This is a genomic window from Streptomyces sp. Y7 (genome assembly GCF_043195415.1).
Taxonomy (GTDB): domain Bacteria; phylum Actinomycetota; class Actinomycetes; order Streptomycetales; family Streptomycetaceae; genus Streptomyces.
This window is the reverse complement of sequence record NZ_JBIDDQ010000009.1, coordinates 1-14,154: the sequence shown is the minus strand read 5'-3', so window position 1 is coordinate 14,154 and position 14,154 is coordinate 1. Positions and strand designations below refer to the sequence as shown.

The 14,154-nt window shown below is 72.1% G+C and carries 11 protein-coding genes and 1 riboswitch; of the genes, 8 read left to right on the top strand and 3 right to left on the bottom strand.

The genetic code is table 11. From position 1 onward, the window contains the following. The 3 genes from asnB to ACGFW6_RS23035 all read left to right on the top strand — a co-directional run bounded on the left by asnB (position 1) and on the right by ACGFW6_RS23035 (position 4,105). A complete protein-coding gene (gene asnB, locus ACGFW6_RS23045) occupies positions 1–1,827 on the top strand; it encodes an asparagine synthase (glutamine-hydrolyzing) (RefSeq protein ID WP_393512836.1) in 1,827 nt (608 codons plus the stop codon). 15 nt (positions 1,828–1,842) lie between these two features. Then, entirely contained in the window at positions 1,843–3,087 is a 1,245-nt protein-coding gene (locus ACGFW6_RS23040; RefSeq protein ID WP_393512834.1) for a cytochrome P450, read from the top strand. Positions 3,088–3,172: 85 nt separating this feature from the next. Then, positions 3,173–4,105, top strand: a complete 933-nt coding sequence (locus ACGFW6_RS23035) for an L-tyrosine/L-tryptophan isonitrile synthase family protein (protein ID WP_393512831.1) — start codon at positions 3,173–3,175, stop codon at positions 4,103–4,105. 4 nt (positions 4,106–4,109) lie between these two features. On the opposite strand, the gene ACGFW6_RS23030 is transcribed toward ACGFW6_RS23035, so the two are convergent. From ACGFW6_RS23030 to ACGFW6_RS23020, 3 genes are read right to left on the bottom strand one after another with little or no spacing between them, the layout of a single operon-like run. Further along, on the bottom strand, positions 4,110–5,114 hold the full coding sequence (locus ACGFW6_RS23030) for an ABC transporter substrate-binding protein (RefSeq protein WP_393512829.1): 1,005 nt from the start codon (positions 5,112–5,114) through the stop codon (positions 4,110–4,112). Continuing rightward, positions 5,099–5,881 carry an ABC transporter ATP-binding protein gene (locus ACGFW6_RS23025; protein ID WP_393513598.1) on the bottom strand — a complete coding sequence of 261 codons (783 nt, stop codon included), beginning with the start codon at positions 5,879–5,881 and terminating at the stop codon, positions 5,099–5,101. Before ACGFW6_RS23025 ends, ACGFW6_RS23030 begins: the two co-directional genes overlap by 16 nt. A 2-nt stretch (positions 5,882–5,883) precedes the next feature. Further along, positions 5,884–6,963 carry a FecCD family ABC transporter permease gene (locus ACGFW6_RS23020; protein WP_393512826.1) on the bottom strand — a complete coding sequence of 360 codons (1,080 nt, stop codon included), beginning with the start codon at positions 6,961–6,963 and terminating at the stop codon, positions 5,884–5,886. Between the two features lie 126 nt (positions 6,964–7,089). Further along, positions 7,090–7,172, bottom strand: a riboswitch (cobalamin riboswitch). Between the two features lie 116 nt (positions 7,173–7,288). Here ACGFW6_RS23020 and ACGFW6_RS23015 point away from each other — a divergent pair. The 5 genes from ACGFW6_RS23015 (at position 7,289) to ACGFW6_RS22995 (ending at position 14,124) form a co-directional block, all read left to right on the top strand. Then, complete coding sequence (locus tag ACGFW6_RS23015) at positions 7,289–8,014, top strand: ankyrin repeat domain-containing protein (protein WP_393512825.1); 726 nt, start codon at positions 7,289–7,291, stop codon at positions 8,012–8,014. Between the two features lie 237 nt (positions 8,015–8,251). Further along, positions 8,252–9,649: an FAD-binding oxidoreductase gene (locus tag ACGFW6_RS23010; RefSeq protein ID WP_393512823.1), complete on the top strand. Its 1,398-nt coding sequence runs from the start codon at positions 8,252–8,254 to the stop codon at positions 9,647–9,649. Positions 9,650–9,763: 114 nt separating this feature from the next. After that, positions 9,764–11,191, top strand: coding sequence for a cytochrome P450 (locus ACGFW6_RS23005; RefSeq protein WP_393512821.1), 1,428 nt, complete (start codon positions 9,764–9,766; stop codon positions 11,189–11,191). A 199-nt stretch (positions 11,192–11,390) separates the two neighbouring features. Continuing rightward, positions 11,391–12,869: an MFS transporter gene (locus ACGFW6_RS23000; RefSeq protein WP_393513595.1), complete on the top strand. Its 1,479-nt coding sequence runs from the start codon at positions 11,391–11,393 to the stop codon at positions 12,867–12,869. A 61-nt stretch (positions 12,870–12,930) separates the two neighbouring features. Continuing rightward, on the top strand, positions 12,931–14,124 hold the full coding sequence (locus ACGFW6_RS22995; RefSeq protein WP_393512818.1) for an esterase-like activity of phytase family protein: 1,194 nt from the start codon (positions 12,931–12,933) through the stop codon (positions 14,122–14,124). The last annotated feature ends 30 nt before the right edge of the window (positions 14,125–14,154 follow it).

Here is a 14,154-nt window from a genome sequence, read left to right as displayed (position 1 = left end):
ATGTGCGGAATCACCGGCTGGGCGTCCTTCCACCACGACGCCCGCCATCGGGCCCCGGTCATCGAGGCCATGACCGCCGAGCTCTCCCCACGCGGCCCCGACGCCGGCGGTGTGTGGCTGGGGGAGCGGGCCGCGATCGGGCACCGCCGGCTGGCCGTGATCGACCTCGAAGGCGGCGCACAGCCGATGACCGACCGGCCGTACGCGCCCACCGTCGTGCTCAGCTACAGCGGCGAGGTCTACAACCACCACGCACTCCGGGCGGAACTGCGCGGCCGTGGCCACCGGTTCACCACCCGCAGCGACACCGAGGTGGTGCTGCGCGCCTACGAGGAGTGGGGCGAAGGGCTCGCCGACCACCTGGACGGCATGTTCGCGTTCGCCGTCTGGGACGAAGACGCCCGGCGACTCCTCCTCGTCCGCGACCGGCTCGGCGTCAAACCGCTGTTCTGGGCGGCCGTCGACGGCGGCCTGGCCTTCGCCTCCGAGCCCAAAGCCCTGTTCCGGCACCCCGAGATCCGGCCCCGGGTCGACGCGGACGGGCTCCGGGAGGCGTACGGCCTGCTGTTCAACACCGGGCCGACCGTGTGGTCCGGTGTGCGGGAGGTGGAACCCGGCGGTCTGCTCGTCCTGGACCGCGACGGCATCCGCGAACGCCGCTACTGGCAACTGGAGGCCGGCCCGCACGAGGACGACCGGGACGCCACCGTCGAGCGGATCGCCGACCTGGTCGGCACGGCCGCTCGCGGTCAGCTGGACGCCGACGTCCCGCTGTGCAGCCTGCTCTCCGGCGGCATCGACTCCACCGTCCTGACCGCCCTGCTCGCCGACGAACTCCGGCTGCGCGAGGGCCCGGACGCCCGGATCAGGTCCTACGCCGTCGACTACAGCGACCAGGCCGAGCAGTTCACCGGAGACGTCCTGCGCACCGGCCACGACACGCCGTACGCCGTCGAGGCGGGCGCGTTCATCGGCACCGACCACAGCACGGTCGTACTGGATCCGCGCGCACTCCTCGACCCCGAGCACCGCAAGGCCGTCGTCGTGGCCCGTGACTCACCCATCGGCGTCGGCGACATGGACACCTCGCTGTACCTGCTGTTCGGGCAGATACGGCGGCACTCCACCGTCGCGCTGTCCGGCGAGGCCGCCGACGAGGTCTTCGGCGGCTACCCCTGGTTCCACAACCCCCGGGCGCTCGCCGCCGGCACCTTCCCCTGGCTGCTGGTCACCGGCGACGAGGCCGCCATGCCGCTCAACCCCGAACTCGACCTGCGCATCGGCGAGTTCCGCGACGACACCTACCGCACCGCCCTGGCCGCCGTGCCCCACCTCGACGGCGAGAGCCCCGCCGAACACCGGCAGCGCGAGATGCAGCACGTCTCCCTCACCCGCTGGCTGCGCCAACTCCTGCACCGCAAGGACCGGTTGAGCATGGCACGAGGGCTGGAGGTCCGCGTCCCCTACTGCGACCACCGGCTCGTGCAGTACGCCTTCGACGTGCCCTGGGCGCTGAAGAGCTTCGACGGCCGGGAGAAGAGCCTGCTGCGCGCCGCCGGAAGGGGACTGGCACCCGACTCCGTGCTGCACCGCCCCAAGAACCACTACCCGGCCACCCACCACCCCGACTACAACCGCGGACTGCAGGACCTCGCCCGTGACGCCCTGTCCGTCGAGCGGGTCCGGGCGCTGGCCGACGAGGCGCGCATCAAGCCGTGCCTCGACACCCCGCCCGAACACCTGGAGTGGGGCCACCGTCTGCGCCTCGAACGCGTCGTCGATCTCGCCCTGTGGCTGGACCACCACCAGCCCGAACTCGCCCTCTGAGGAGCACCAGCACCCATGACCGTCCAGGAGCCGCAGCCGCTCACCGACCCCGTCCCGCTGATGGGCTGCCCCTACAAGGCCGACCCCTATCCGCTGTACCAGCGCATGCGCGACGCCGGGCCGGTCCACCGGGTCCTCTTCCCCAGCGGGGTACGGGCCTGGCTGGTGACCGGCTACGACGCCGCGCACGCCGCGCTGAACGACGACCGGCTCGGCAAGAACCACGACCGGGGCAACGACCGCTGGCGCGAGCGCGCCTCGATCATGCCCGAGCCACAGCACTCCCAGCTGCAGGGCCACCTTCTGCACCAGGACCCGCCGAAGCACACGCACATGCGGCGCTTCGTCACGGACGCGTTCACACCGCGCCGCGTCGAGGCGCTGACCCCGCGCTTCCAGGAGCTGGCCGACGCCCTCGTCGACGCCCTCCCGGAGCGCGGGCCCGCCGACCTCGTCGCCGGATTCGCCGCACACTTCCCCTTCCGGGTCCTCGCCGAAGTCATCGGTCTGCCCGAGGAGTTGGCGACGCGTTTCGACCGCGACTGGGGCAAGGTCGTCCAGCCGGTCGGACCGACGGACCCCGGGCGGCCGCGGTACGAAGCCCGGCTGCACGGCCTTCAGAGTTACATCGCCGAGGTCGTCGCCCACAAACGGGAGCACGGGGACGGCGATCTGCTCGGCCGGCTCGTCGCGGCCCGCGATCAGGGCCGGCTGTCCCAGGAGGAGCTCGACTCGATGATCTTCCAGCTGCTGGTAGCGGGCCAGGAGCCGGTCACCAACCAGATCACGACGGCCCTGATCGCCCTGTTCCGCCATCCCGACCAGCTCGCCCGGCTGCGCGACGACCCCGGCCTGATGCCCCGCGCGGTGGAGGAACTCCTGCGCCACGACAGCGCCTTCGAGCTCACCACCTGGCGCTTCTTCGACCAGGACAGCGACCTGCACGGCACCGAGGTCCCCGCCGGGGACTCCGTGATCGTCTCCCTGTGCGCGGCCAACCGCGACCCGCGCCGCTTCCCCGACCCCGACAGCCTCGATCTCGACCGCAGCCCCAACCCGCACCTCGCCTTCGGGCACGGCAGCCACTTCTGCCCCGGCGCCGCCCTCGCCCGCGCCGAACTCCGCGTCGCCCTGGGCACGTTGCTGACCCGGCTGCCCGGTCTGCGCCTCGCCGTCAGGGACGAGGACCTCGAGTGGAACCCGGCCGTCCTGGGCCGCGGCACGCACCACCTGCCCGTCGGCTACGACCGCCGCCTGTGAGCCCCGCCCCCTGACCCGCCCCGACCGGCCGCGCCCGGCCCGCCGAGGCGCCGCCCCGCCATGCCCGCACCCGTGGAGGAACGACATGCCGCTGACGACCGCACCGGACACCCTCCCCCGAACGACCGGCGCGAGGATCCTGGACCTGCTCCTCGCCCACCACCGCACGACGGACCCGGACCGGGCGACGGCCGGCGCGTTCCCCCATCAACTGCGCCGGATCACCGACTTCGTCCGCGAGGACGCCCCCGTCGTGCTCACCCTGCCCGGCTTCCCCTGCAAGTCGCCCAACCCGGCCAAGACCCTGGGCCACCTCCCGGACATGGGCGAACGTCTCTCCCTGGCCTTCCTCGACACCCTGTGCGCCGACATCGAGGCGATCCACCCACCCGGCGCGCACGTCGTCATCTGCTCCGACGGCCACGTCTTCGGCGACCTGATCCGCGTACCCGACGAGCACATCGACGCCTACGCGGACGAACTGCGCGCCCTGATCGAGGAGTCGGACCTGCGCCGGCTCTCCGTCTTCGACCTGCGCGACGTCCTCGGCGACCTCCCGCACGACACCAAACGCGCCCACGTCCACGACCGCTACGCCCCCACCCCGGACGCGCTGCGCGCCGAGGTCCGCACCGACGCGCAGACCCGCGCCCTGTACCGGGGCATCACCCGCTTCCTCGTCGAGGACACCACCGGGTTCACCGGCACCCGCTCCGCCCTCCAACGCGAGTGCCGCAGGCGGGCGTACGGCGTCATCCAGCGCAGCCGTGCCTGGGGCCGGCTCATCGCCGACCATCATCCGCGCGCCGTGCGCCTGTCGATCCATCCCCAGCCGGTGGGGGCCGCCAAGTTCGGCATCCGGCTGCTCGACGCGCCCGACGTGTGGACGACGCCGTGGCACTCGGTCGCCCTGCGCGAGGCCGACGGCGGCTGGACCCTCATGCCCCACGCCAGGGCGCGACGCCTCGGCCGGCTGGTCCACCGCGACGGCAGACCCAGCCACTTCGAACGGGTGTGACGGCTCAGCTCCGCCCGGCCACCGAGCGCAGATACGTGCCGAGCCGGGCGATGGCCGACGGGTTGCGGGGGCTCTCGACCAGGTCGACGTAGTCCAGGACGAAGATGCGCTGGTGCCTGACGGCCGAGACGTTGCGCAGCGGACCGTAGGACAGCAGGAACTCCCTCTTCCGCTCGGCGCTCACATCGCCGTAGTCGCAGATCACGATGACGTCCGGGTCCCGCTCCACCACGGTCTCCCAGCCCACCGTGGTCCACGAGTCCGCGACGTCGTGCGTGACGTTCGTGCCGCCGGCCTCGCTGATGATCTGCTCCGGAGCGGCGAAGCGGCCCGAGGTGAAGGGCTGGTCCTGCCCGCTGTCGTACAGGAACACCTTCGGCCGCTCGGCACCCTTCGGCGCCTTCGCCCGTACCTGGGCGACCTGCTTCTTGAAGTCGGCGATCAGCGCGGCGGCCCGCTGCTCGACGCCGAACAGCTTCCCGAGGTTGGTGAGATCGGCGTACAGGGCGTCCAGCGGCGGCATGATGCCGCGCGAGCTGTCGGTGCGGCCGTTGCGGCAGGACTCGGTGAGGACGTACGAGGGGATGCCGAGCTTCCTCAACGCCTCGGGCGTGAAGCCGCCGTCCTCACGGAAGCCGTAGTTCCAGCCGGCGAAGACGAGATCGGCGCGGGCGTCGAGGACGTTCTCCTTGGTGAGCTGGTCCTTCGACAGCCACTTCACCTTCTCGTAGCCGTCCTTCCACGGCACGCCCGCCAGATCGCCCTTGTCGTCGGGCATGGCGAACCCGGCCATGCGGTCCTCCAGACCGAGCGCGAACATCAGCTCGGTGATCCCGACGTCGTTGGTGACCACCCGCTCGGGCACCTTGTCGTACGTCACCTCCCGGCCGCAGTTGGTGAGGGTGACCGCGGACGACTTCGCGTCCGCCGGCTTCTCGACCGTGGCCCCGCACCCGGTCGCGGTGACCGTCGCGGCGAGGCAGAGGGCGGTGGCTAGGAACGTGCGCATGTGGGTCCTTGGGGGAGGAGGTCGAACAGGAGCTGGACCGAACCGGTCTCGGGATGCCGTACCGGATGGGCGCGGACTCCGAAGACGTCGGCGAGCAGGTCGGGCCGCAGGACGTCGTGCGGCGGTCCGGAGGCGACGATCCGGCCGTCGGCGACGACGTACAGGACATCGCAGTGCGCGGCGGCCAGGTTCAGGTCGTGCAGCGCGGCCAGCACGGTCAGGCCGCTGGAGCGCACCAGGGACAGCACGTCCAACTGGTGGGCGATGTCCAGGTGGTTGGTGGGCTCGTCCAGGACGAGCACCTTCGGCTGCTGGGCGAGCGCCCGCGCGATGAGCACGCGCTGCTTCTCGCCGCCGGACAGGGCGAGGAACCCGCGCCCGGCGAGGTGGTCGACGCCCGTGCGTTCCATGGCGGCGGCGCAGATCTCCCGGTCGGAGGCGGCCGTACGGCCCGGGTGCGGCAGCCGCCCCATGGCCACGACCTCGGCGACGGTGAAGTCGAACTCGGCCGACGACTCCTGCGGCAGCGCGGCCAGCACCCGTGCGGTGTCCCGGGGCGCCATGGCGTGCACGTCGTCCCCGTCGAGCCGCACCGAGCCCGCGGCCGGACGCAGCGCCCGGTACACGCAGCGCAGCAGCGTGGACTTGCCGCTGCCGTTCGGGCCGACGAGCCCGACGAACGCCCCGCTGTCCACGGCGAGTCGGATGTCGTCGACCAGTCGCGCCCCGGCCGCCTCGACCGTGACGCCCTCGATGTCGAGCCGCACGGTCACCGGCCTCCGAACGCGTCGCCGCCGCGCCGCATCAGCAGCACGAACGCGGGCACCCCCACGACAGCCGTGATCACACCCACCGGCAGCTCGGCGGGCGCGAGGAGGAGCCGGGACAGCAGATCCGCCCACACCAGCAGTACGGCCCCCGCGAGCGGCGCCACGGCCAGCACCCGCCGGTGGTCGGCTCCCACCAGCATCCGGACGACGTGCGGCACCATCAGCCCGACGAACCCGATGGCCCCGCTGACCGCGACCACGGTGCCCGTCACGGCTGCGGTCACCAGGAACAACTCCCGGCGCAACCGTGCCGGTTGGACGCCCAGCGCCGCGGAGGTCTCGTCCCCCATGGCGAGGGCGTTGAGCGACTCGGCCCGCAGCCTCAGCCACGCCCACCCGGCCGCCACGGTCACCGCCGCGAGCGGCACCTGGGCCCAGGTCGCGCCGCCCAGGCTCCCGAGCAGCCACAGGATCGCGGACCGGGCGGCCTCACCGCGGGCCGCGCCGAACACCATGACGGTGGTGACGGCCTCGAAGCCGTACGCCAGCGCCGTCCCGGTCAGGATCAGCCGCAGCGGGGTGAGCCCGTGCGGCGACCGTGCCATGGCGTACACCAGCGCCGTCGCCCCGAGCGCCGACGCGAAGGCGGACAGGGAGAGCGCCCAGACGCCGAGCCCCGCGAACACCCCCAGCAGGATTACGGCGTTGGCGCCCACCGCGGCGCCCGAGGAGATGCCCAGCACGAACGGATCGGCGAGCGCGTTGCGCACCATGGCCTGCACAGCCACCCCGACGGCGGCGAGCCCCGCCCCGACGACCGCGCCGAGCACGACGCGCGGCAGCCGGATCTCCCAGACGATGGTGTACGCGGCGGCGTCCCCGGCGTCGAGGGTCCCGCCCGTCAGCCCGGCCCCGAGCAACCGGAAGACGTCCGTCCATCCGATCCCGGCAGCCCCCAGCCCCACGCCGCACACCAGCGACACGAGCAGCAGCAGCGTCAGCCCGAGGACGAGCGGCGCGACGGGGAGACGGGCCGTACCGGATCTCGGGGCGGTTGTCCGTGGCGGACTTCGGTGCACGGGCGGGCGGTCCTTCGCCTGGGGCCGCCTGTGAACATCGAGCAGGAGCCGGCCCGGACGACCGTGCCGGTCGCGCGGTCCCCTCTCGCAGTCCGCGGCGAGCAGTCAACGGGTCGCACCCACCACGGGCGATCGGGCTCGCGCGACGGACCACGAGGTCCACGCACACACCGTTGCGGGTCAGCGCCGGATTCTCACCGGACTTCCCCCGCGGAAGGCCCGGGGAGCGTAACAGACAGGGGTGCGGGGCCGGCGAGGCAGGGGCGGGGGAGCCGGCGTTGTCAGTGCTCCGTGTTATCCAGGTGAGGACCTGGGAGGTGCCTCGATGCTGATCGACACGACCGCCCCGCTGGCCGCTGCCGTCACGGAGGCGATCCGGACCGGGAACGCGGCGGCGCTGGCGGACCTGCTCGACGCGCATCCTGGGCTGGCCACGGCGCGGGTGGGCACCATGCGCACGGCGCGCACCCTGCTGCACATCGCCACGGACTGGCCCGGTCACCTGCCCGAGGGGCCCCGGACGGTCACCGCGCTGGTCGCCGCCGGGGCGGACGTGAACGCCCGGTTCACCGGCGCGCACCGCGAGACCCCACTGCACTGGGCGGCCAGTTGCGACGACGTGCCCGTCCTGGACGCCCTGCTGGACCTCGGCGCGGACATCGAGGCCGACGGCGGCGTCATCGGCGACGGCACGCCCCTGGCGGACGCGGTGGCCTTCGGGCAGTGGAACTGCGCGCGGCGTCTGCTGCGGCGCGGCGCCCGCACCACCCTCTGGCAGGCCGCGGCCCTCGGTGAGGCCGACCGTGTCGCCGCCCGCTTCGCCTCCGAGAGCGACCGTCCCGGCGCACGGGACGTCACCGCCGCGCTGTGGTGCGCCTGCCACGGCGGGCAGCAGGGCATCGCCGACTACCTGCTGCGCAGGGGCGGTGACGTCAACTGGATCGGCTACGACCGGCTGACCGCGCTGGACGCCGCCCGGCGCGAGGGCCACCACGCGCTGGTGACATGGCTGCGCGAACAGGGGGCGAAGTCCGCCGAGGAGTTGGTCTGACACCCGGCCTCGCCGTCGACGTGCGGCCGTCCACCGAGGGGTGAAGACTGGGACTCGGCGGGGCGGGTCCGCTCTGCCGCGTATCGACACATCGGTACATCGGAGATCGACACATCGGCACATCGGCACATCGACACGAGGTGCGAACGGATTCGCGCACCACGCCCCCGCAGCCCGCCCGGACGTAAGGCGCCGTCATCCGTCCGCGGCTCAGCGTCCTGACACAGGGAGCCGGCCATGGGCGGCATCAACGGAACAGCACTGCAAGGTCTGCGCGAGGCGCTGCGGGGACCCGTGATCACCGCGCAGGACCCGGGCTACGACGAGGCACGCGCGCTCTACAACGCCATGATCGACCGGCATCCCGCGGCCATCGCGCGGTGCGTGGACGTCGCCGACGTGCGGACCGTGATCTCCGCCGCCCAGGACACCGGAGTCGAGCTGGCGGTGCGCGGCGGCGGCCACAGCGGACCCGGTCTGTGCATGGTCGACGACGCGCTGGTCCTCGACCTGTCCGCCATGCGCGGGGTGCGCGTGGACCCGGCCACCATGACCGCGCAGGTCGCCGGCGGCGCCCAGCTCGGCGACCTCGACCACGCGACCCACACCTTCGGCCTGGCCGTGCCGACCGGCATCATCTCGATGACGGGCGTGGGCGGCCTCACGCTCGGCGGCGGCCACGGACATCTGACCCGCAGGTACGGCCTGACCGTCGACAGCCTGGCGTCCGCCGACGTCGTCCTCGCCGACGGCACCTTCGTCACCGCCTCCGAGGACGAGCACCCCGACCTGTTGTGGGCACTGCGGGGCGGCGGCGGGAACTTCGGCGTCGTCACGTCGTTCACCTTCCGCCTGCACCCCGTGGACACCGTCGGCGTCGCGGTCACGGTGTGGCCGGTGGACCGCACGCCCGAAGTACTGCGCTGGTACCGCGAGTTCCTGCCCGCCGCACCGCAGGACATCAACGGCTTCTTCACCCTGTTCACGATCCCGCCCGGACCGCCGTTCCCCGAGCCGATCCACGGGCGGAAGATGTGCGGGGTCGTGTGGTGCTACACCGGCGACCTCGCGGGCGACAGCCTGGAGCAGGCGCTCGCCCCGGTGAACGAACCGGCGCCGCCCGCCTTCCACTTCACCACGCCCATGCCCTACCCGGCCCTCCAGGGCATGTTCGACGAGCTGATCCCGAAGGGCTACCAGTGGTACTGGCGCGGCGACTTCTTCGACACGGTCTCCGACGCCTCGATCGACGTCCACCACAAGTACGGCGAGAACCTCCCCTCCGACCTGTCCCTGATGCACCTGTATCCCGTGGACGCCGCGGCCCACCAGGTCGGCACCGACGACACGGCCTGGGCCTACCGGGACGCCGTGTGGTCCGCGGTGATCGCCGGCGTCGACCCGGATCCCGCCAACGCCGAGGCGATCAAGCGGTGGAGCGTCGACTACTGGACCGAACTGCATCCGCACTCCATGGGCGGCTCCTACATCAACTTCATCGGCGAGGGGGAGAGCGGCGACCGCGTCCGCGCGACCTACCGCGGGCACTACGACCGGCTGGCCGCGACCAAGCACACCTACGACCCGGACAACTTCTTCCACGCCAACCAGAACATCCCGCCGGCCACCGGCTGACGTCCTCCGCCCCGTCGTTCACCCGGCAACTCCCCCTGGGGTAGGGTCCCCACGGGTGTTCGGCTACTCACTGGTAGGGCGCCAGTGCGGGGAGTGTCGGAGGGCGGCAGGGCGATGGAATCGCAGTGGGGCGAGGGCGCATCCGTGGGCGTCGACAGCACGCGCCTGGAGGAGTTGACCCCCGAACCACTGCTGACCCGCGACTACGAGACACGCCCCTCCCTGGTGTACGAGCGGCTTCGGCAGCAGCACGGTCCCGTCGCGCCGGTCGACCTGCTCGGCGTCCCCGCATGGCTCGTCCTCGGCTACCGCGAGGCCCTCCAGATCCTCCAGGACGACAGGGGCTGGCCGAAGGGACTGGAGAACTGGCGGGCCCGCACCGACGGCGACGTGCCCGCCGACTGGCCGCTCGGACCGTCCCTCGAGGTCAACCACGTCCTGATCCAGGGCGGCCCCGGATACCCCTCGCTGCGCACGGCGTGGGACGCGGCGCTCAAGCCGTTCCAGGACCCCGGCCACCCCCAGGCCAAGCGGCTGAAGGCGGCCGTCACCGCCTACGCCGACGAACTGATCACCCTCGTCGGACAGGGCGGCGGCACGGGCGTCGCGGACCTGTCCGCGCAGTACTCCCGGCCGCTGCCCCTGATGGTGGCCAGCCACCTGCTGGGCTTCCCCGGATCGCAGGGCGACGACGCCCTGATGGACATGTGGCGGGTCCTGGACGCGGGACCGGACGCCGAGCCCGCCCTGGAGCGGCTGCTGGCGACCCTCGCCGAACTGGCGGCCGGGAAGCTGGCGCAGCCGGGCGACGACTTCCCCTCCCACCTGCTGGCCGCGCACCCCGGACTGTCGCTCGACGAGCTGGCCCGCGAGCTGTTCATGCTGCTCGGCATGGTCTCCGACCACGTCGGCATCCTCATGTCCAGCACCGTCGTCGAGGTCATCTCCGGCGATGGTGACGGCGTCCGGGCGAGCCTGTCGGCCGGCATGATCCGGGAGACCATGAACCGGGTGGTCATGCGCAAGCCGCCGCTGGTGAACTTCGTCCCGCGCTTCGCCGCCGCGGACACCCCGCTCGGCAACTACACGATCAGGGCGGGCGATCCGGTGTGGGTGTCCCCCGCCGCCGCGCACGCCGACCCGCTGTTCGCCGACCATGTCGCGCCGAGCAGCACGATCAGCACGCGGGCGCACCTGTCCTGGGGCGCGGGTCCCCGCCAGTGCCCGGCGAGGGAACTCGCGTCGACGGTGGCGGCGGTCGGCGTGGGCCGCCTGTTCGAGCGGTTCTCCCATCTGGAGCTCGCGCTGCCCGCCGACCAACTCCCCTGGCGCTCCTCGCCGTTCATGCGCGGCCTGCGCTCCCTGCCCGTACGGTACGAACTCGCGCCCGGAACCGAGCGGCTCGCGGCACCCCGGCCGGCCCCGGCCCTGCCCGCGGCGCCGGAGCCCGAGGGCACCGGACCCGCCCTGCCGGACCAGTTGGCCCGGCAGCGCTCGTCGCTGTGGCGCTACCTCACGGGGCTGATCCGCGGGGGCCGCTGACCACCCCGGACAGCGCCGGGAGCCTGGGCGGCATTGATCGACTGGAGGCCCGCCGGGCACCGGCGTACGGTCGAATGGTGGCGGGATCCGACCACCGAACCCACGGCCACGGTGTGATGCGATGAGCAACCCTGAACCGACCCCCGAAGCGCGGCCCACCTCGCAGAAGACGGAGCGGAGTGACGGCCGCGGCAAGGGTATGGCGCTGCTGGTCATCGCCTCCTGCCAGCTGATGGTGGTGCTCGACATCACCATCGTGAACATCGCCCTGCCGGACATCCAGCGCTCACTCGACTTCTCGACGACCAGCCTGTCCTGGGTGGTGAACGCCTACACGCTCACCTTCGGCGGACTGCTGCTCCTCGGCGGCAGGATGGGCGACATCCTCGGCAGACGACGGGTGTTCGTCTTCGGCGTGCTGCTGTTCGTCCTCGCCTCGCTGCTCGGCGGACTCTCCCAGAACTCCTGGGAACTCCTCGCCGCCCGCTCCCTCCAGGGAGTCGGCGGCGCCATCGCGTCCCCGACCTCCCTCGCCCTGATCAGCACGACCTTCCGCGAAGGGCCCGAGCGCAACCGGGCGTTCGGCGTGTTCGCCGCGGTCTCCGCCGGCGGCGGCGCGATCGGGCTGCTGATGGGCGGCATCCTGGTCGAGTGGCTGAACTGGCGCTGGGTGCTGTTCGTCAACGTGCCCATAGGGCTGCTCATCGTGCTCGCCACCCCGCGCTACATCCGGGAGTCCGAGCGACACCCCGGGCACTTCGACATAGCGGGCGCGCTGACCTCCACCATCGGCATGGTGCTGCTGGTGTACGGGTTCATCCGGGCCGCACAGGACGGCTGGCGGGACCCGCTCACCCTGGGCTCGTTCGGGGCGGCCGTGGTCTTCCTGATCCTGTTCGTGCTGGTCGAGCAGCGCTCCAGACAGCCGATCACGCCCCTGCACATGTTCGCCGACCGCAACCGTGCGGGCACGTACGGCATCATGCTGAGCCTGGCCGCCGCGATCTTCGGCATGTTCTTCTTCCTCACGCTCTTCGTGCAGGACGTGCTGGACTTCAGCCCACTCCAGGCCGGCCTCGCCTTCCTGCCGGTGAGCGCGGTGATCGCGGTGGGCGCGGGGATCGCCTCCCAACTCCTGCCGAAGTACGGGCCCAAACCGTTCATGGTGACGGGCGCGATCCTGGCCGCCGCCGGCCTGTCCTGGCTGACGCTGACCGACGTCGACTCCACCTACCTCGGCAGCATCCTCGGGCCGATGCTCGTCTTCAGCCTCGGCATGGGCATGGAGTTCGTGTCCCTGACCCTGATGGCGCTCTCCAACGTGACCGTCCAGGAGACCGGTGCCGCCTCCGGGCTGCTCAACGCCACGCAGCAGGTGGGCGGTTCACTCGGCCTGTCCATCCTGGTCACGACGTTCGGCACGGCCAGCAACAACGAGGCCGACAAACAGATCCCCGCCTTCCTGTCCCAGGCGACCCCGCTGGAACGGCTGCGCTTCGAACGCACCGGACAGCTCCCGTCGCAGTACGCCGACCAGATCCTCACCTCGGGCGTCTCCGCCGCCTTCATCGCGGCCGCGATCTTCACCGGGGTCGCCGCGGTGATCGCCCTGCTCGTCATCCAGGTCCGCCCGTCCGACCTGGAGCGGCTCCAGGGCGGCGGGATGCCGACGCCCTGAGACCCGGGCTCGACGTCTGTCGTTGGCACACCCGTCACCCGGTGCTCTTACTGTGCGCGCCATGAGAAGAATTTCGATCATGGTCAGTGCCGCGGTACTGACCGCCGGCCTCGCGGCCCCCGCGATGGCCCACCCGGGCGCGCCCGCCTTCGGCCGGGCCACGCTGACCGGCTTCGCCTCGCTGCCCGCCGAGACGTTCGTGCCGGGCAGCGAGCCCTCCGGCGCCGCCATCGGCGCGGGCCCCTTCAACGGCATCGCGGCGCCCTTCGCGCACCAGCCGGTGCAGGGCTTCAGCGGTGTCGTGAACCGGCGCGACGGCACCTTCGACGTGCTGTCGGACAACGGCTACGGCAACAAGGCCAACAGCGCCGACTTCCTGCTGCGCGTCCACCGCATCAAGCCCGACCTGCGCGGCGGCACGGTCAAGGTGCTCGGCGGATTCAACCTGAGCGACCCCGACCGTCATGTGCCGTTCCCGCTGACGCGGGCCGACCGCGTGCTCACCGGCGCCGACTTCGACGTCGAGTCGATCCAGCGGATGCCCGACGGCACGTACTGGATCGGTGACGAGTTCGGTCCCTGGCTGCTGCACTTCTCCGCCAAGGGGCGCCTCCTCGAGGCCCCGGTCGCGCTCGACGGCGTACGGGCGCCGGAGAACCCGTACCTGAACGGTGCGCAGCCGAACATAGCGAGCAGCAAGGGCTTCGAGGGCCTCGTCCGCTCCGTGGACGGCCGGCACCTCTACCCGCTCCTGGAGGGCACGGTCACCGGAGACACCCCCGGAGACCTGCGGTTCAGCGAGTTCGATCTGCGCCGGGGCACGTACACCGGCAAGCGGTTCGTCTACCGCCTGGAGTCGACCGCGAACGCCATCGGCGACGCCATCGCCGTCGACCGGCACCGGTTCCTGGTCATCGAGCGCGACGGCGGGCAGGGCGACACGGCCCAGTTCAAGCGCATCTACCTGGCCGACACCCGGGACCGCGACGGCGACGGCCTGATGGACAAGACCCTGGTCGCCGACCTGCTGGACATCGCCAACCCCAAGGGCCTCGGCGGCTTCGGGGAGACGTTCCGCTTCCCGTTCCAGACCATCGAGGACGTCAACCTCGTCGACGACCGCACGCTCGCGGTCCTCAACGACAACAACTTCCCGTTCTCCTCGGGCCGTACGGCCGGCAAGGCCGACAACAACGAGTTCATCACCATCCGGCTCTCGGCGCCGCTGCACGCGGACAAGCGCGCGTTCCGCTGACGGCCGCGGGTGGGGGGGGCGGCGGGGCGG

Excerpts from the sequence above, each read along its gene's own strand:
- asnB (WP_393512836.1), top strand. The coding sequence starts at position 1 with ATGTGCGGAATCACCGGCTGGGCGTCCTTCCACCACGACGCCCGCCAT.
- ACGFW6_RS23040 (WP_393512834.1), top strand. The coding sequence starts at position 1,843 with ATGACCGTCCAGGAGCCGCAGCCGCTCACCGACCCCGTCCCGCTGATG.
- ACGFW6_RS23035 (WP_393512831.1), top strand. The coding sequence starts at position 3,173 with ATGCCGCTGACGACCGCACCGGACACCCTCCCCCGAACGACCGGCGCG.
- ACGFW6_RS23030 (WP_393512829.1), bottom strand. The coding sequence starts at position 5,114 with ATGCGCACGTTCCTAGCCACCGCCCTCTGCCTCGCCGCGACGGTCACC.
- ACGFW6_RS23015 (WP_393512825.1), top strand. The coding sequence starts at position 7,289 with ATGCTGATCGACACGACCGCCCCGCTGGCCGCTGCCGTCACGGAGGCG.
- ACGFW6_RS23010 (WP_393512823.1), top strand. The coding sequence starts at position 8,252 with ATGGGCGGCATCAACGGAACAGCACTGCAAGGTCTGCGCGAGGCGCTG.
- ACGFW6_RS23005 (WP_393512821.1), top strand. The coding sequence starts at position 9,764 with ATGGAATCGCAGTGGGGCGAGGGCGCATCCGTGGGCGTCGACAGCACG.
- ACGFW6_RS23000 (WP_393513595.1), top strand. The coding sequence starts at position 11,391 with ATGGCGCTGCTGGTCATCGCCTCCTGCCAGCTGATGGTGGTGCTCGAC.
- ACGFW6_RS22995 (WP_393512818.1), top strand. The coding sequence starts at position 12,931 with ATGAGAAGAATTTCGATCATGGTCAGTGCCGCGGTACTGACCGCCGGC.